Below are 19,273 nucleotides of genomic sequence, written 5' to 3' on the forward strand. Positions count from 1 at the left end.
TATGTTGTGCAGAATGGGCGGTACTTATTCGTACCCGCGCCTTACGGCGTTGGTTGGCCTTTGAGGTATACAGGCTGCGACTTGTTACCGCTGTAATCCTCCATGACCACTGTAACTACTGCTGCGGTAGAGGTGAAGCTCAGCGCAGCCTTAGTCGTGCGGCCGCGGATGATCATCGGCTTCATGCCTGCAGCACCGGACAGATAGGTGACCGGGAACGACCGGTTCTGGCCGTCTTCCTTAATGTACATATACCGCCAGTCCCGGGTGCTTGGCATCGGCAGGCTCAGCGTGTTGCCGTTCCAGGACCAGTTCTCTGCATAAGGCTCGGACACCTTGTCGGTGAACGTTCCGTTATAGGTTATTTCATCGGTATTTCCGGCTTGAACGGTAACCGTATACTCATCTCCGTTAACGGGCATATTCTGGAACAAGGCTGAGGTTGCCCCCTGCGGCACGGTCAATTCCTTCGATACCGGCTGCGGCGTGGTAGTCCAGTTCACCGACTTCACTGTAACCTTGATACTTCCTTGGGCAGCGGCGGGATTCGTCCACTTCACCAGGAAGTCTCCATTCACAGCGGATTCGGCAGTCACCTTGGATACCGCAGCATTCAGGTCGAAGGACAGCGTGGCCGGATCGCCCTCAAGCCCGTCTGCACCAACAGCCGTCACCTTCAACACGCCGGATTTGGCCGGAAGCTTCTTGATATAGAAGGTCTCATCATACTTCCCGCCCACATAGATATCATTCACATATACATTGTATTGCTTCACCTTGGAGTAATCGGTGTCCATGCTCCACTTCACGATCATCTCATCTGTGCCGGACAGCGCCTGGGCAATGGAAAGACCAGTAGGAGCGGATGGCTTGACTGCCGAGCCGTCATGAATCCGCAGTTGGCCGATATTCATCTGGTAATTGGCTTCTTGTGTGGCTCCAGGGGTGAACACCAGGCCGAAGGCCGCGATCTCCCGGCCGGCATAAGCACCAAGATTAAGCTCGGCTGTGGTCCAGCCCGTGGTATGCTTCCCGCTATTTGCAACAGGAACCTTCACTACCTGGGCAGGCTGGTCACGGAAGATCAGTCCGGCACTCAGGACAGAGCCATCATCGGCAGACGGCTTGTTGTAGACGATGGACAGCTTAGAACCAGCTTGTACGGCAAGATCGCTCTTATAGAGACGCAGGAAGTTCTCGCTGTTCAGATTCCCGCTCACTGCCAGCGAGCTTCCGCCGTTGTAACCGCCAAGTTGCTGGTAATTCATACGCGAATTGGCAGTCTGGTCATAACCCGGACCATAATCGAAGTCCACGTTCAGGCGGTTGCCTGTAGTATCCTGCCACCATTGCCAGGTAACCGGAACATCCTGCAGGCTCATATTGGACCACTCAGCTGCGCTGGACACCGCTCCATCCTTGTAATAGGAGAGGCCGTGGCCGGTATTGAAGCTGGTATAGAAGTTGGCATCCTTCACTACCGAGCGCTCGGCAATGACCGAAGCGATCCCCGGCCAGTAGCGGTTATCGGCATACACATCGGCCACCGTATTATTGGAAGACACGGCTGTATTCTTCGGATTTACCCGTGGTCCTGACCACCATAGCTGCTCGCGCAGGTTCGTCATCCATTGGTATTTGTTATCCGTGCGGTTCGAGACCGGCCAGGACTGATTCATATCCTCATCCAGACCGGCATGGACAAAATCTGCGCCCAGTGTCGCCAGGCTGGTCCGTGGAATTCCCCCGGCCAGCTTGCTGCTCAAGGCTGTGCCTTGCACGCTCTTGAAGCGGTCGCGCCCGGCTTCAAGTCCCGCGAAGCCGGTCTCAAAGAGATTGTAGCTCGTCCCCTGGGCTGCATTGAAGGTATTCAAGTAATTCGCCGCCGAGGTAATCTGCGAGCTGCCCATACCGTAATCGAAGAAAAACGAATTCGACACCGGCTTGTTGGCCGCTTTATCGTAGAGCATGGAGATATTATTGTTATTGAAGGTTCTGGCGAAGACATTGGCTCCCGTGGCTGTATTCAGGGAATCATACCACTGCACATACAGCCCGCCATCTTGGAGCGCTTTCATAAAAGCAATATAATCGGGAATATCCGCCGTCGCCACATTCGGATTCTGCTCCTCCTGATTCAGGAAGTACCCGTCATACCCGAAGTATTCGGCCATTTCAATCATTTTCTCAGCTACCGGGAACTTCCCGGCTGCATCCTTGACGATCATCTGCTTGTAGGTCTGCTGCCCCCGGTCATTGTTCGAGAAGAACACTCCGGCCAGCGACATAACCCCATTCTTATGCGCGGCATCGGTATATGTCGGATTCGGAATGTTCAGCATGCCGAACTCGAACCATTTCTGCTGCCAGTCGGACTGGGCCAGATCGTCGTAATATTCCGGCGGTGTATACGCTGTCGCTGTTCCGTGCCAGTAGGAATAATAGTCAATGTACTGCCAGAAGTTGAAGTGGTACTGGGCGAACTTGTTGGTGTACGGGGCATTCTCGATAAAAGCATTGCCATAATCCCCCGCAACATTCATCATCTGCACCGCCGGATTCAGCGCCGGATTGGCCTGAGTCTGCTGGAAAGGTGCAATCCGCTGCTGCAAAGGAACCCTGGAGCGCAGAAGCGCCGCGTCCTGATCTCTCTGCGGACTCCAGTCCGCAATGTGCTGGCTGGTATAGCCATGTACGCTGGGCTGATTCGCACCGTGTGCGCTTTCACCTTTGAACGGCCAGGTGTCTCCGGCCATGGCTGTCTGCGGCAGTAGGGTCACCAGCAGCGCTGTACCTAATACCGCTGAAGTCAGCTTACGAATTCTGTGTGTCCGGGATGTAGCTACCATTGTTCACTCTCCTCATTCTTCAGATTGATGAGAACGCATTCATAATAACCGGCTTCTTAACCATCGAAATTATTACACTAACAACTCGCAACTTACTAATTAACAATAAATTCCATCATCCTCCTATTTATTGTTCATCCAAGTTTACTATATAGCAGCTCAAACCCAATTTAATAGAAGTCAAATTAAAGATTCACTAGTCAAATTAAAGGAAAAATATAGTGGTGCAGGCCCGGAAGTGTGGGTGGGCGTCTGCTTAATGAGTTATTGGGAGTTGGCTCTGGTGGTGGCTGGCTCTGCTGTCTAGTTACTCTACTGGTGGATGACTCTGTTGACTAGTTACTCTATTGGCTGCTGGCTCTGCTGATTGCTACTCTACACCTCTTCCCCTGCGATCTGCTCATACTCCCACCCTCCAGCCTTAATACTTGCCGGAAGCAAGTGGAGAAACGTATCTTAATTTTCCGATTTCGGACAGATGCCAGGAAACAAGTGGAAAAACAACAACTAAAATTGGCATTTTTGCTGTTATGGGAGAATTAGCAGGAATTAAGTGACGTTTTTCCAATTATTACTCTTGAACCCTCCATTCCTCGAGCAGCAAGTGGAGAAAATCCAACTGTTTCCGATATAGCCGAACCCGACCAACATCTCCTCACGCCAAAAGCACCCGCGCCTGCCCAATGTATTCGGTTTTTCACATACATCCGGCCGAAACGCCCCTTGCCAGCACATTGTATTCGGTTTTTCGCACACATCCGCCCCACTCGCACCCGCACCTGTCCAATGTATTCGCTTTTTCGTATACATTCAGCCCGAGCGCCCCGCACCAGCACATTGTATTCGGTATTTCGCATACATTCGGCCCTCACGCATCCCTGCCACGCCAAAAAGCAGCCCCTCTAGGAGCTGCTTCATGGTTACCTCATATGTTACTTACCTTCATTAAATCTATCCGCCAGCTTACTCCGCATCCGGATAAGGATTGATACTCTGGATCGTGCCGTCTTCGTTGTACTTCAGCTCGGTGTATTTCACGCAGCGCTTGTGGTTGACGCCTTCAGACAGGGAGCTGTCGTGATAGAACAGATACCATTTGTCTTCCACTTGCACAATGGAGTGGTGAGTCGTCCAGCCGATGACCGGAGACAGGATCTCACCCTTGAACGTGAACGGTCCCATCGGGTTCTTGCCGATTGCATACACGAGCTTATGTGTGGTTCCTGTAGAGTAGGACAGGTAGTAATCGCCGTTATATTTGTGCATCCATGGGCCTTCAAAATATCTGCGCTCTTCATCTCCAGCGAGGATCGGATTCCCGTCTTCATCGACAATGGAGATCTCGGCAGGCTTGCCCTGGAAGGACAGCATGTCGTCGCTAAGCAGCGCAACTTGCGGTCCAAGTGCAGGCTGATCCGGTGCCGGTCCTTCTGCATCCGCTACGAAGCTGCCAGTCTGCCATTTCTCCAGCTGGCCGCCCCAAAGTCCGCCGAAATAGATATACGCCTGGTTGTCTTCATCCACTAGTACGGCCGGGTCAATACTGAAGCTGCCTTCCATATAATTCGGCTGCGGGGTGAAAGGGCCTGCCGGAGACTCCGACGTTGCCACACCCAGGCGGAAGATTCCGTCATGATCGCGGGCCGGGAAGAACAGATAGTAGGTGTTATTCTTATATGCGGCATCTGGAGCCCAGAGCTGCTTGGAGGCCCATGGAATATCTCTCACATGCAGCGCTTCGCCGTGATCGACCACCGGAGAATCGAAGCTGTCCATCGAGAGAACATGGTAGTCTTCCATTTTATACTGGTCGCCGTTATCATTGCTCGGCTCGTCATGATCCAGATCGTGGGAAGGATAGATATAGATTTTGCCTTCATAGACATGGGCGGACGGGTCCGCTGTATAGATGTGAGTTACGATCGGTTGGTTAGGCTTAGGGGGTTGTTGCTGATTCATAAGGCATCTCCTTTGATATTGGAATAATAGAATCCTTCATAGTAAGCAGGGCTGGCATTCTCTGTACCGTTGCCCGAGGCATGTACGCCGAGGCAGACACCGGTGAAGCCGCCGTTGACCTCCGGGGACAGGACCGATACATGAACCGTCTCCGGGACTTCATGCCAGGACACCCCATCTGCCGAATAGGAGCAGTGGTAGTGATAGCCGTCGCAGCGGAGGCGAAGCTGAACGGCACCTTCACCGCTTACCTCATACTGGTGAACCTGCCGCTCCTCGCCGTTCTTCACTACAAGCTCCATCACCCGGCGGCCGCTGCGGCAAGTAAGTCCCCAGAAAAGATATCCACGGTTGTTAAGCCGCGCAGCCAGGCCCGCATGCTCGCCTTCGGTCACCGGCGTGAAGTCAAGGCTGACGCCTGTCTCCATCCGGTGATGCTGCTGGCGGAGGCACGCGAACACGGCGGGCGCTTCATCGTCCAGCGTGTAGGCATTCCCGCGCACGGTCAGACTGCCTTCGCGCTCGGTCCAGGAATACCGTTCCGCTTCATAAGCGCGGAGGAAGGCCCACTCCGGCCCGAAGCCGTCCTCTGGCGTAAAGCGCTGCACCTGTTCCTCCAGGCTGGACTCGTCGGCGGCTATAACGGTGCCTTCATTATTGTCAATCATCGGCCAGCCGTCCTCTGTCCAGGTGACCGGAGCCAGGAAGGTCTCCCGGCCCAGCGGGGAATACCGGCCTTCCACGGGACGCATGCCCAGGAAGACTGCCCACCACTGGCCGGACGTATCCTCCACCAGATCGGCATGTCCAAGGCATTGTACCGGGTGGTCCTTCAGTCCCCTGTGGGTCAGGATCGGCTCCGGCTTGTCCTCGAACGGGCCGTAAGGACTGCTGCTGCGGGCAATAATCTCCCGGTGATCACCCGCCGTGCCGCCGGAGGCGGTCATCAGGTAGTAGACGCCCTTGATCTTGTACAGATGCGGGCCTTCGACCCACGGGCCGTCATCGCCGCTCCAGATATTGACCGGCTCCGACAGCACTTCACCGGACAACGGATCAATCTCATACTGGATAATATGCGACTCGTAGCCTGCACCGTTCTGCACCGTGACATAGGCGCGCCCGTCATCATCGAAGAACAGGGACGGATCAATGCCCCCGTGCGGCAGCAGAATCGGATCAGACCAGGGACCCTCGGGCTTGTCCGCAGTCACATAGAAATTGCCTATGCCTCTGACATCTGTAGTTATCATGTAGAATCGCCCGGCATGATAGCGGATGGTGGCGGCGTAGATGCCGGACGAGCTCTTGGTGGTCCGCAGATCCAGCTGGGACTGGCGGGTCAGCACATGCCCTATCGGGGTCCAGTCGATCAGGTCCCTGCTATGGAAGATAGGCACACCCGGAAAATATTCAAAGGTACTATTAATCAGATAGAAATCTTCATTCACACGGACCACACTGGGGTCCGGATAATACCCGGCAATTACGGGATTCCGCACATTCATGGAATGCATCATACCCTCCTCTGGAATGAAAGCAAGCGTTTACAATCGCTAGTGTTATTTTACAAGCCCGAATTGAACTTTCCTATGCGCAGACTAAAGAACTTCCCCCGAAAAAATGTGCAATTTCCGCCTACAACCGATTGTACTGGAAAAACACACCGGTTGCTCGCCATTTTACTTGAGTTAATGGTCATTTTTTGCGGAGTTTAACACCTACCCTGTAGTGGTCTCAAAAGTTAACAAAAAGCCGTCCCCCAACCATAATCTGGCTTGAGGGACGACCCTGATCTTGCTTATACAATGGTTATGTGATGCTTATACTTACGGATTAATCAGGTTCGATTGAATCAGTAATCTTCGGATGGCAGCCGACGCCTCGGCGCGGGTAATATTCTCGTTCGGCGCAAGACGCTGTTCGTCTCTGCCCAGAATAATACCAGCTGCCAGATTCTGCTTCACATTAGCAATCGCCCACTTCGCTACCGAAGCGGAATCGGCGAAGGACTTCAGCAGTTGCTGAGTCTGCTCTTCGCTGCGCGAAGACTTCAGTTCTGTGATGCTCAAGGCTCTGCTGACAATTGCCATGGCTTCCTGTCTGGAGATATTGTTGTCCGGTCTGAAAGTTCCGTCCGGATAACCGGTGATCAGGCCGTTCTCGATGGCAACCTGAAGCTCCAGCCCGTACCATCCGCCTGCGGAGACATCGCTGAACGTAACAGGCTGCTCCCCATGGGTGACAATGCCGAGCGCTCTCGCCAGCATGGCAGTGAATTCAGCCCGTGTGATCGCCCGCTGCGGTTCAAAGACCGCTTCCTTCGTGCCGCTTACCACCAGTCTTGAGCCCATGTCATTGACATCCGGCTTGCTCCAGTGCTTCGCCACATCCGGGAATTCGAGCGGATTCCAGATCAGGCCGAAATCGCCGTTCTCCAGACTGTTAATTGTCGCATAATAACGTCCGTCTTTGATGGTTACATAAGTCGGCTGATGATAGATTGCACCATCCCGGTATAGTACGCCGGTCGTAATCTTCATATCTGCCGGTACCGGCATCGTGTATTTCACCCAGCCGTGGTTGTTTACTGTTACAGTCTGCCCCTGGTACTTGGCCTTAACGGAGAAGTTCGCAAGTAGGCCTCCAGGCTGTACATTCTGCTTTCCGACGGCAATCTTGAAGGCCTCCAGGCTGCCCGGAGCGGATGCAGCCAGCTCGGCATAGATGATGATATCATCCGTATTCACATTCGTCAGACCGAACTGCTTGCTGATCTCTGCCAGATTGATATTTGCAGCAGCCAGTCTGGCCATACCCAGATCAGACTCGACTACGATCTCGCCGCCTTTGTTCTGCAATTCCTTCAGGTTGTCTGCAGTAAGCTCTACGCTGCCTGCCGGAACCCCAGCTTGAGGAGCAGGTGTTGCTGTCGGCGTTGGCTTCGTTACTGGATAAGACTCAGGACTCTTATCTGTAATCCGCACAATCTGGAAGGTGCTGAATTTGTTAATCTGAATCTCCAGCGCTACAGGCTCGCCGCCCGAATTATACATAATCGCTGGAGTGTAGACGGCAATTTCACCATCGCTGTGCTCTACATATACCCGCAAGCTGTCCAAGAAGGCATCACGCACCCCGGAGCTTTGCAGCGGAATGTCGCCAGCGATTTCAGACAACGGAAGCAGAACCTTGGTGTTGATCTTGCTGTAGTTAGTCTCAATCTCCCGTGGCGCTCCAAGTGTCTGAAGCGTCTTGTCACTGGTCAGTGACAGCTTGGAGACGCCGTTCAGGATGGCATTGCTCTGGACGTTAAGCTGCTCAAGCGTATTCTTAACCGGAACAATACGGAAATACAGGTCTGTAGCAGTCGCTTCAAGCTGCCCCAGGCTGGCTGCATCCAGCCGGATGGAGCCCAGTGCTGTGACAATATCCAGTGAGGCGTTGCGTCCGGCCAGAACCGATACCGCGCCCGAAGGAATCTCCACTGCAATCTCATCCGCTAGTGCAGCGGAATCGTCCACATGGGTAATGCTTACGTTCCGGTTCGCTGTATCCGGGTCATTCGGGTTCACGCCTTCCACAAGGTTATACACTTCATTCTCATCAATCACAATCGTGTCAATCCTGGTTCCGTTCGACAGGTTCGTTCTAAGAATCGTTACGCCCTGCTGAAGCGGACTTCCGTCATTCGGAGTAGACAGGCCAGCCTTTCTGGAGGTCGGCTGACGGACAGCGCCTTCCTTGGTCACGCCTTTTGCCTTAACGATCAGCAGATAATGCTTGACGGCACTCTTTCCGCCCCGGGTGAAGGTTGCGGTCAGAATGACATTCGTATCCTGGGCCGGAAGGGTTACATTGCCCTTGGCCCCGTCCGCATTCTGCTGGACTGCGATGACCGAAGCTTCACTCGAAGCCCAGGTAATCTTCGTGTCATATTTGCCGGTCTGCAGCAGTACGAAGGCTTCGGTGACACTCTCCCACGTATCCCCAGGCGCGAAGGTAGCCGCCGTATGAATTCCGGTGCTTCTTGCCGCATCCTCAGCGGCTTCCTGATCACTGAGTTTTTTTATAACAATTGTAAAGTTCTTCACCAGTGTCTCGCCCGGACGGTCAGGGTCGGCCAGCTTCACGCTAAGCTCTACCGTCACATCCTGCTCATCCGGTCCCGGCCGCTTCACCCGTCCGGTATTCGTGAGCACATCTGGATTGCTGGAGGTCCAGGTCAACACCGATCCGGTCTCTCCGGTCTTCGGCAGGAACACATTCTTGGTCACTGACTCCTCTGAATCTCCCGGAGCATAGGTCACTTGAATATTCAGCTCATCCTGAGGAAGATTGACCGGGCTGGTTCCTTTGACTGTGATATAGAAATCCTTCTCCCGGAAAAAGCCTTCCTTGGCCACACGCGCCGTCAATCTTACCACCGTATCCTTCAGCGGACGCTGAACCTCACCGGTGCTGCTGACAATATCGCTACGGTGACTGGTCCATACGACCTGGGAATCGTAGAAGCCCTTGGAGATCAGCGTGATCGCTTGCGTTACACTCTTCGCTGTATCCTGCCCATGATATCCGATAGCCAGGAGTTCGGCAGCCTCATCAAGCTGAGCGTCAAGTCCATCGCGCTTCGCCTTGACCGTTACAGCGAACTCTTTGGTGACGATGACATTCCCTTTAGTAATGGTTGCGGTAAGGATTACCTTGCGGTCCCCAACACCCGAGCCGGGACGGTTCACCGTACCATCTGTACCCACTACGGAAGGTTCCGTGGAGGTCCAGGTAATCGTGCTATCATAGCGGCCTTGTGTAATCAGGTCCAGCTTCGTCTTCACCTGCTCCGGTGTCTCATTGCCCGCCCGGATCATGTCCCAGGTCAGAGCTTCGAGGCTCTCCTTCACCGACTCTTCGTCCGTCAGCGGATGCTTAACCACGGTGAGTACGAATTCTTTCGTCTCTGTTACATCCCCCTTGGTAATGACCGCCGTCAAGGTTACAGTGCGGTCCCCATCCAGGTAGGAAGGCGCCTGAAGTTTGCCATCCGGTGTAATGACCCGTTCATCTGAAGAAGTCCATTTGATGCTGCTGCCATTCTCGCCGGCCACCGGCAAGTATACAGCTGAAGTCACTGATTCCTGGCTGACATTTTCTTCGCGGATCGTATCCCAGGTCAGCAGGTCTGTATCTTCGGTTACCGATTGTTTGTCGGTGCCGGCTTGTTTTTTGACCACAAGTACAAACGTCTTCGTCTGTTCAGAATCTCCATTCTTCAGCACCGCAGTCAAAGTAACCTCCTGATCCCCTGCTGCAAATACAGGGCGTGTTACGGTCCCGTCCGGCTTAATAACGGCCTCATTGCTGGAGGTCCAGGTAATCGTGCTGCCGAAAGCGCCTGTCTCGGGTAAAAGCAGCCCTGACACAACAGACTTCTGCACCAGATTCTCCTGCCGGATCGCATCCCAAGTGATAGCCGCCGCATCGCGTTCCAGCAGGGAGTTCGAGCCCGGAAGCTGCAGATCAAAATTATTCGAGGTCACCGGCTTAATCCCGTCAACTATAACAGTCGGATCTACAGTCACCGATGCGAAGGCCGAAGCCTCAAGCTTGCTGGTTGCTTCTCCGGTAATCTGGATCTCCAGCACGGTATCGCTGATCCGCACCACCTTGTAGTCCAGACCTTCCGGCAGATTGTTGAGGTGAATCTCTCCGCTAACCTCTTCGGTGAATTTACCGTTACGCAGGGTAACCGTCAGCTTCTCTGCCGCTGTCCCGTCGCCTGCATCATGAATCACTTCAGGAGATACCGCGATTGCTGCCGGAGGGGAGCGGAACAGAATGGCGAAGGTTCCAGAAGGAATACCTGCCACCATAACCGTTGCCCGGTCCACGCTGTCAGCAGACTTGTGGCTGGCTGCCTGTCCGGCAAAAGCTACCGTAATCTGGGTCGGGCTGTCTATGGTTACTTTGCCCGGCGTCAGGCCCGGCGGCCAGTTCACCGCTTCAAGAGCCCCGATCACCGACTCATCGAAAGAACCGTTCTTCAGCTCCAGCACAAGCGCTCCCTCAATCGTGCCGTCATTCAACTCAGACTCATAGAGCAGCGGTGACTTGACCACCAGATAAGGCTCTTTGTCCATGAAGTCGAATTTGAAGGTGTTCGTGCTCAGCTCCGCCGGACTTCCTGTCAGCTTGCCGGAAGCCACTGTTACATAAGCTCCGTAGACATCTCTGGTCACTGTAGCTGCACCGGTGAATTTGAGCTCAAGCTCGGTGTCAGAGACTCTTGTCACTGTCGTACCAAGACCGGCAGGCAGGCCATGCACCTGAACATCGGCGGCATTGATTGCTTTCTCGAATTTTCCGCCAGTAAGCGTCACGCCGAGCGTCTCAGTGATCTCACCAGAGCCGTAGACGGCTTCGGATACAATCCCTTTATTCAGAGTCATCGCCGCAGGGTCCCTGAACGTTACACTGAAGGTTTTGGTCGTCAGACCGGAGGCGTTCCCGATCAGGTTCTCCTTATCGACCGTAACGGACAGATTGTTCGTTGTCGCATCCTTGCCATGGTTAACTGCAGCACCTGTCAGCGTGAAGTTGAGCTCGGTATCACTCAGCCGGGTGACATCGAAATCAAGCCCTTCCGGCAGATTGTTAACGCGGATGTGACTCCGGTCAATCGGATCGGCAAGGGTAGCCCCGACAATATTAACCATCTGGTTACCGGTAACTGTACCGTCGTTAGCCTTGGCCTCTGTCAGATCGGTGCTGTCTTCCTCATCCAGCTCGATCTCAGAGATGACCTCGCTGAAATCCCTCTCATCCAGACTTGTGTAATAGGTGAATTTCTTGCTCGCGTGCGGAGCCATCGCACCGGAATCCCAGGTCATGGTGATCCCCGTATCCGCTACAACTTCCTGACCCTTGGCAGCCGGGCTGTCATAAGCAGCTTCTTCATAAGGGTTGCTGTTGCTGAAGCCGAAGACAGAAGCCTTCGCCTGCGGGTTGCTGGAGTAGAAGAAGATTGGCGCTCTGGAATTAAAAGCTTTATAGAGCGGATCGTTATCCCCGATCGTATTTGCTCTAACCACAGCAGCACCATCTTCTTGGATGGTTTGAGTCACCATATTGGAAGTTGTGTATGATCCTCCCTGATCGACCGTATTATCCGGGTCCATGGTACGCATATACCGCGCCCCGTCCCATTTCTTGCCCGTCAGGTTGGTGATAGTTACTTCATTGCGGTAGAATTTCTGGTCCTCCTTGAAGCTGATTACCTGCTTGATCTCCATAGTGCCAGCCCAAGTGGATACCGTAGTCGCACTTAGCGTTCCTTTATCTGTCTGCGAGGTATTGATAATTCTGGTAGGCATTTCCCAAGAGCCCATCAGAGCTGAATTGGACTTCGCATATGTATTTCCGCCGCTCTGATAGCCTACCGCGAAACGCTCTTCAGGTGTGCCGGGCAAATAGTAATCGACCGGCAGGTCCTTGCCTGTGCCATAGCCGTCATGATCGGCACTCATTCCCAGATTCGATCTTGAATTCGTACCACGGAAGTTAGCGGGCTTATTCCCAATCGTACCGAAATTCCCCCACTTGCTTATCCCCAGTTCTATGTATTTCCCTCCAAGAAAAAGCTCTGTTCCGCCTTCCCCTCCATATGCGGCGCGGGCACTCCAATCCGCTGTGTCCGCAGACACCTTAAGGGGTGCAGGAAACATAGACAGGATCATTGTGGGCACCATTAGCAGTGCGAGCAGCTTCTTAGGCTTCATTGTCTCACTCCATTCTTAGTAATTGAAATGCATGCTTATACATATAAAACCAAATCACTCTCACAAAATTCTCACAAATGATCGGAAAATGTCGATAACCCGGGCTAAAAGTCAAAAAAAAGAAGCAGAGCGCACGATTATACGTGAACGCCCTGCCTTATGGTGCTTAATTTCAGCTGCGGTTAGGTATGCTCTTCTCTAAGCCGGGAATACATCTGCTGCATACGCCGATTCTGATCTTCAGCCGGAAAAAGCTGCAGCAGCTGGCGGTAAAACTCCTCATTCTGCGGTTCGGCCAGCAGACAGGCGTAGAACCGGTCCTCCGCTGCCTGGAGTGCACTACCCGATATGGCCTCGCTGATCAGCCGAAGACTGAGCTTCTCATAGATCAGACGGTATTTCTCTTCCAGGGAAATCTTCCATACATACGGCTTCCCCTGAAACAACGGTCCCCGGTACAGGCTAAAGAGCTTCTCCAGCTGCTCCAGATCCAGACATTCACCCGTCAGTAATCGTCCCGCCTGCTGATATTGCATAACGTCATAGACGAATTCTCCGGTATCCAGCGTATAACCCTCAGAGGTCTTCTTGATTCTCATGGGGAGGCCGCCCGCCTCCATGACTCTTTTCACCCGATAGATGGCCGTGTGCAGATTGCGCAGAACCCGCTCTCCATCCATATCCGGCCAGAGCAGCTCGGACAGCTTCCATTTATCCGCCTCACGGTTAGGATGACAGAGCAGATAGGCGAAAAGTTCCTCCGAGATCCGCGTAGGGAATTGGAGCAGCTGATGATCCGCGTTACGGACCTCCAGCCGTCCAAATCCCGTAACGGTTGGTGCTGGAACCGGGGCAGCGGCGGCAGGCCGCTCCGGCATGCTCCGGGAAGGCTGCTGTCTGGCAAGCCGGTCGTACACCCGTTCGATTGCTTTAGGGGTAACGGGCTTGACAATGTAATCCAGGGCCTGTACATCGAAGGCTTTCACCGCATAATGCGTATGACCTGTTGTAAAAACAATGTGGGCTTGCTCCGAAACCTCACGGATTCGCCGGGCCAGCTCCAATCCGTTCATCTGCGGCATCTCCACATCCAAAAAGATAATATCCGGCTGCAGCTCCGGCAGCTGTTCAAGTGCCTCCGCAGGATTGGTGAACGTACCGGATATTGTGAAGCTCTCATGACGGCTGACCAGCACCTCCAGCAAATCCAGCGCAGGAATCTCGTCTTCCAAAATTACGGCAGTGTACACCTAAGCCACTCCTATGATTGAGTTTGACTATTTACATTTAGGATGAGTATAAATGATAATTTTACCAGTATTATTGATAGTATAGCTTAACTGCCGGATTGACATCTATAATTTCCGTAATAAAAAATTAATATAATCGCCTGCTCCTGACCGTTTACCGCCTAACCCTTCTGGCAAAATCCACAAACTGAAATTTGTCCAGCCGGTGCCGGGACTCGGTATATTGGAACAGCACGGTATTCTCCAGATATACATAGTTGCGCACTACGACAATATGCGTATATTGCTTCAGGTCCAGCAGGCGCTGATCCTCCCCGGTTGAGGGCTCAACGGAAATCAGCTTTTTGGCATAACTGATTTTAAGACCCAGCTCAGACTCCAGGTATTCATAAATAGAGCCTTCTGCAATCTCCTTGCTCAGAAATGGGACGATATCTGAGCGGAAATAGTCTTTGTCCAGAATAATCCGTTCGGCTTCAATCTCTCTGGCGCGGATCACCTTCCATACCGGCGTCTCTTCAGCAATGTGCAGTTGCCGGGCCAGCAGAGAGCCTGCCGGCTCCAGGACCGTCTCCTCTACCAGTGTCCGCGAGGTAACCCCGAGCGTCCCTGTCAGCTCCTGGAATGAGATCAGTCCGGTTACGGGAAAATCCATCCGCGTCATATCCAGCACGAACGAGCCCCTGCCTTTGATTTTGTTGATATAGCCCTCACGGAACAGGAGATTCAGCGCCTTGCGCACCGTCTCCCGCGAAGTCTGGTAAGCCTCCGCCAGCTCACTCTCGGAGGGCAGCTTGGTTCCGGGCGCAAGCTGGCCGGAATGAATACGGTTGCTATATTCCGTATAGATCTGCAAAAATATATTCTCTCTCATCGATCATCACCGCCCTATATTGTAACATGCCCTGGCTGCAGGACAGAGTATATAATTCTATAATTGTAGAAAAACAGCCCCGCAGGGCTGTCCTCCATTCCTTATATTGTATGCCTGATCCTCTCAGATCAACCCTTCAGATGAACCGTCAGAATACTTGTCTGCTTCGCCGTTGCCGGTCCGGTCTTCTCCTCAATCCGCTCCACCATATCCTGCCCTGCGGGGATAATGATTGGAGTGATTAATGGATATCCTGCGGCGCGGATGGCCTCCATATCGAATTCCAGCAAAAGCTCGCCTGCCTTCACTTTATCGCCGATATTGGCACGGGTGGTGAAGCCGCTGCCCTTGAGCGACACGGTGTTGATCCCGACATGGATCAGCACCTGGACTCCGCTGGCATGCTCCAGAATCAGCGCATGCTTGCTCTTAATCACATGGGCCACTGTAGCATCAAACGGAGCATACACCTTACCCTCGGCGGGTTCAATGGCAATCCCTTCACCCATCTGCTTCTCGGCAAATGCAGGATCAGGAACCTGCTCCAGCGGCACTGCCGTTCCGCTGAGCGGCGACGCCAGCTCCAGAATATTTACGGGCTCCTGCTCCTGCGAGCCTTGAACCGAGCTGCTGCTGTTCAGTTCCCCGCTTTTGGACGCAGGCTTAGCATCCGTCAGATCTGTTGCCTCTGACGGGCTTTTCGCTGCACGCTGCACAACTGCCCGGCCATACAGCACCGTGGCAACAAACGGCACAATCAGTACGATCGCCATCCCGATGAAGAATACGCCCCACTGGTTAGGGAAGATCGACAGGAAGCCGGGAACTCCCCCTACACCAATGGAAGTGGCCCGGACCTGATTCACGGTCAGCAGCACTCCGGCCATCGCGGAGCCGATCATTCCGAAGATGAACGGATAGCGGTAGCGGATATTCACCCCGAAGATCGCCGGCTCGGTGACTCCAAGGAAAGCCGAGACGGATGAGGTCACCGCCAGCCCCTTCGTCTTCTGTTCTCTAATCACGAACATCATAGCCAGTGCGGCCGCACCCTGGGCAATGTTGGAGAGCGCCAGCATCGGCCAGAGGAAGGTACCTCCTTCGCTGCCGATTAGCTGAACATCCACGGCCAGGAAGGTGTGATGCATGCCCGTAATGACCAGCAGCGAGTAGAATCCGCCATAGATTAAGCCGCCGAGTATGGCGAAATGGTCGAAAATATAGATCAGCCCGGAGGTAATGGCATTGGCAATGCCGAACGTAACCGGTCCGATGATAGTGAAGGCCAGGAACCCTGTAATCAGCAGAGTCACGGGTGCGACTACGAGCAATTTGATCGAATCATGGACCCGCTTATCCAGGAATTTCTCAATGCTGGCCAGAATATAGGCCGATACCAGGACCGGCAGGACCTGCCCCTGATAACCGATCCGCTCCAGATGCCAGCCGAACAGATTCCAGGTTGGAACCGTCCCTTCCGTAGAAGCGTTAGCATAGCTGTAAGCACTTAATAAGTCTGGATGAACCAGAATCAGACCCAGCACAATCCCGAGCAGCGGACTGCCCCCGAAGCGGGTCACGGCCGCCCAGCCGATCAGAGCCGGCAAGAAGGTAAACGCCGTACTGGCAATCGTATTGATAATCGCCGCAATATCCTTCCACTGCGGATAGACATCCACCAGTGACTGGCTGAAGAAGATCCCCGAGCCGGTCAGCAGGTTATTGATCCCCAGCAACAGACCCGCAGTTACGATGGCCGGAAGAATGGGAATAAAAATATCGGCCAGCGTCTTGATCGCCCGCTGAAGCGGGTTCTGCTTGCGGGCAGCGGCTGATTTCACCTCATCTTTGGAGGAACGCGCACCGCCGGTCAGCTGAATCATCTCATCATAGACTTTATCTACCGTTCCCGGTCCGATAACAATCTGGAATTGTCCCTGGGAAGAGAATTGTCCCTTCACAAGGTCGTTGCGGTCCAGCGCCGCCGAATCCACCTTGCTCTCGTCATAGAGTGAGAACCTCAGCCGGGTAACACAATGCGTGGCTACCTCAATGTTCTCCTTGCCTCCAACCGCCCGGACGATATCTTCAACATTTTTGCGGTCTATAGCCATATTGTCACTCCTCGCATACTTGATAAATGCTTACCAGTTGTTGCTTCTCTTAGCGGGCGTTGCTTCTATATTTAAGTACATTTCTCTAGGGCCAGCTTCCTTTAGTTCCGGCTGATCAGCCACATGTATGAAGCATACGGACTAAGCTGAAGCTCTTGAGTCAATGAGGGATGCTCATCCGTATTGGCAAGCAGAAGCCTGTCCTTCCCGGTTACATTTAAGTCCGCCCAGTGCTCCTCCGGGAACCGGAAGCTAACATGCTTGCCGCTGAAGTTTGAGACCACCACCAGCGCCTCGCCGTCCCCCATCCGTGCATAAGCGAATACCTCAGGATGACCTTCATCCAGTCTGCGGTAGATGCCGTCGGTGAAGACCGCATGCGCCTTGCGCAGAGCGATCAGCTTGCGGTAGTGATGGAAGATCGAATCCGGCCGCTCCCGCTCCTTCTGCACATTGATGTCCGGGTAACGTTCATCCACCTTCAGCCAAGGAGTACCAGTGGTGAACCCGGCGTTCGGGCTGTCCTCCCACTGCATCGGCGTCCGGGAGTTGTCCCTTGAACGTTCCTGCAGAATCGCGAGCGCCTCCCCGGGGCTTGCCCCCTGCTCACACAGAATCCGGTACATATTCAGCGACTCGATATCGCGGAATTCTTCAATACCCCGCCACTTGGGATTCGGCATCCCGATCTCTTCTCCCTGATAGACATACGGCGTACCTTGAAGTCCATGCAGGGTGGTTGCCAGCAGCTTGGCGCTCTCCTCGCGGTACGCCGTGTCGTCTGTGAACCGGGAGAGGGCGCGAGGCTGATCGTGATTGTTGAAGAATAAAGCGTTCCAGCCCCCGCCCTCCTGCATCCCGGTCTGCCACTCCGAGAACAGCCGTTTCAGCGCCTCGAAATCATAAGGCATCAGCTCCCACTTCCGGCCGTTCGGATAATCCACCTTCAGATGATGGAAGTTGAAGGTCATTGAGAATTCCCGCCGCTCAGGATTGGAATACCGGATGCACTGCTCAAGTGTCGTAGAGGACATCTCACCGACCGTGATCAGCTCATGCGGGCCAAACACCTCGTCATACATCGCTCTGATGAATTCATGGACACGTGGACCATCTGTGTAGAATTTCCGTCCATCTCCCGGCGGCACACTCCCGTCATCATCCGGGAAGCGCTGGTCCTTGGAGATCAGGTTAATCACATCCATGCGGAAGCCGTCCACACCCTTGCGGGCCCAGAACAGCATCATCTCGTTCACCGCGCTGCGGACCTGAGGGTTCTCCCAGTTCAGATCCGCCTGCGTCTTGTCAAAAAGAGTAAGATAATATTGGCCTGACGCCTCATCCAGTTGCCACGCCGGGCCGCCGAACTTCGACTGCCAGTTGTTCGGTACTCCGCCGCCCGGCGCCGGGGCCTTCCAGATATAATAATCGCGGTACGGATTCTCCCGGCTGGAGACCGCCTGCTTGAACCACTCATGCTCTGTCGAGGTATGGTTGACTACGATATCCGTCATGAGCTTCATTCCGCGCCGGTGCAGCTCCGCTATCAGCTCGTCGAAGTCCTCCATCGTGCCGAATTCGGGGTTAATCCGTTCATAGTCGGCCACATCGTAACCGTTATCATGTCCCGGCGAGACATAGACCGGCTGAAGCCAGACAATATCAATCCCTAGCTCCTGCAAATAATCCAGTTTCTCCGTCAGGCCTCTTATATCTCCTGTTCCGTTACCTGTCGTATCCTTGAAGCTCTTCGGATACACCTGATACACGGTGGACCGCCGCCACCATTCCGAATTCCGGGCTTGGCTCAAAGTTAGCACCTCCATGTAGAATTTCTGTGTTGTCCTCAGCAAAAATCGCTTTATTGTCATTCATTACACTTGTATATACAAGATCAAACACCTCACACAGTGTAAACCTGTATATACAGGTTGTCAATATGGACTGGCCTAGTAGATGATTTAACGGGTAATTTAGTAGTTGGAGTAGTAAATGGGTAGTGGGAAGATAGTCCGGTAGATAGTCGGTAGATAGTCAGTGGGTAGGGTAGTTGAAAGATAGTGGGTTGCGGGAAGCTCGCGGGTATAAGTAGTAGGTGGAAATTGTACATTTAAATTCCGTCAAATAGGCTTCGGAGGGCATTTAATTGGATAAACAGCATCTACTATCTTCCATTTCCCTGCCTCTGGACATTTCCGGCAGAATTAGATGTACTTTTTCCACTCGTTATCCTACTTTTGTCATTCTGCGTTAAAGCAAGTGCCCTTTTTCCACTTGCTTCAAGCAGGCCGCAGCGGAGCGATGGCGCGGCGAGGGACGCAGCAGTTTGCCCTCCCCCTTCTCTATTCGTCTACTTCTGGCGGCATTCGGCATAATGAGGAGCACTACTGCTCCTCATTAGCATATTTAGCACGCGTCAGGTGAGATCGGATGCACTCTCATAATTTCCCAA

8 protein-coding genes are annotated in these 19,273 nt (G+C 53.5%); all 8 read right to left on the reverse strand.

Annotation, left to right across the window (positions count from 1 at the left end; genetic code table 11):
- Positions 1-41 precede the first annotated feature (41 nt).
- On the reverse strand, positions 42-2,849 hold the full coding sequence (locus tag J2Z70_RS08650; RefSeq protein WP_209871586.1) for an endo-beta-N-acetylglucosaminidase: 2,808 nt from the start codon (positions 2,847-2,849) through the stop codon (positions 42-44).
- A 963-nt stretch (positions 2,850-3,812) separates the two neighbouring features.
- Positions 3,813-4,808, reverse strand: coding sequence for a glycoside hydrolase family 43 protein (locus tag J2Z70_RS08655; protein ID WP_209871589.1), 996 nt, complete (start codon positions 4,806-4,808; stop codon positions 3,813-3,815).
- Positions 4,805-6,325, reverse strand: a complete 1,521-nt coding sequence (locus J2Z70_RS08660) for a glycoside hydrolase family 43 protein (RefSeq protein ID WP_342593002.1) — start codon at positions 6,323-6,325, stop codon at positions 4,805-4,807. The genes J2Z70_RS08655 and J2Z70_RS08660 overlap by 4 nt, the downstream gene beginning before the upstream one ends.
- Positions 6,326-6,637: 312 nt before the next feature.
- A complete protein-coding gene (locus tag J2Z70_RS08665; protein ID WP_209871592.1) occupies positions 6,638-12,583 on the reverse strand; it encodes an S-layer homology domain-containing protein in 5,946 nt (1,981 codons plus the stop codon).
- 182 nt (positions 12,584-12,765) lie between these two features.
- A complete protein-coding gene (locus J2Z70_RS08670; protein WP_209871595.1) occupies positions 12,766-13,833 on the reverse strand; it encodes a response regulator in 1,068 nt (355 codons plus the stop codon).
- Positions 13,834-13,987: 154 nt separating this feature from the next.
- Positions 13,988-14,707 carry a trehalose operon repressor gene (treR, locus tag J2Z70_RS08675; protein WP_209871598.1) on the reverse strand — a complete coding sequence of 240 codons (720 nt, stop codon included), beginning with the start codon at positions 14,705-14,707 and terminating at the stop codon, positions 13,988-13,990.
- 128 nt (positions 14,708-14,835) lie between these two features.
- A complete protein-coding gene (treP, locus tag J2Z70_RS08680) occupies positions 14,836-16,821 on the reverse strand; it encodes a PTS system trehalose-specific EIIBC component (RefSeq protein ID WP_209871601.1) in 1,986 nt (661 codons plus the stop codon).
- Between the two features lie 101 nt (positions 16,822-16,922).
- Entirely contained in the window at positions 16,923-18,632 is a 1,710-nt protein-coding gene (gene treC, locus J2Z70_RS08685) for an alpha,alpha-phosphotrehalase (protein WP_425355103.1), read from the reverse strand.
- Between the last annotated feature and the right edge of the window lie 641 nt (positions 18,633-19,273).

The sequence above is a fragment of the Paenibacillus silagei genome (assembly GCF_017874735.1).
Taxonomy (GTDB): Bacteria; Bacillota; Bacilli; order Paenibacillales; family Paenibacillaceae; genus Paenibacillus_AQ; species Paenibacillus_AQ silagei.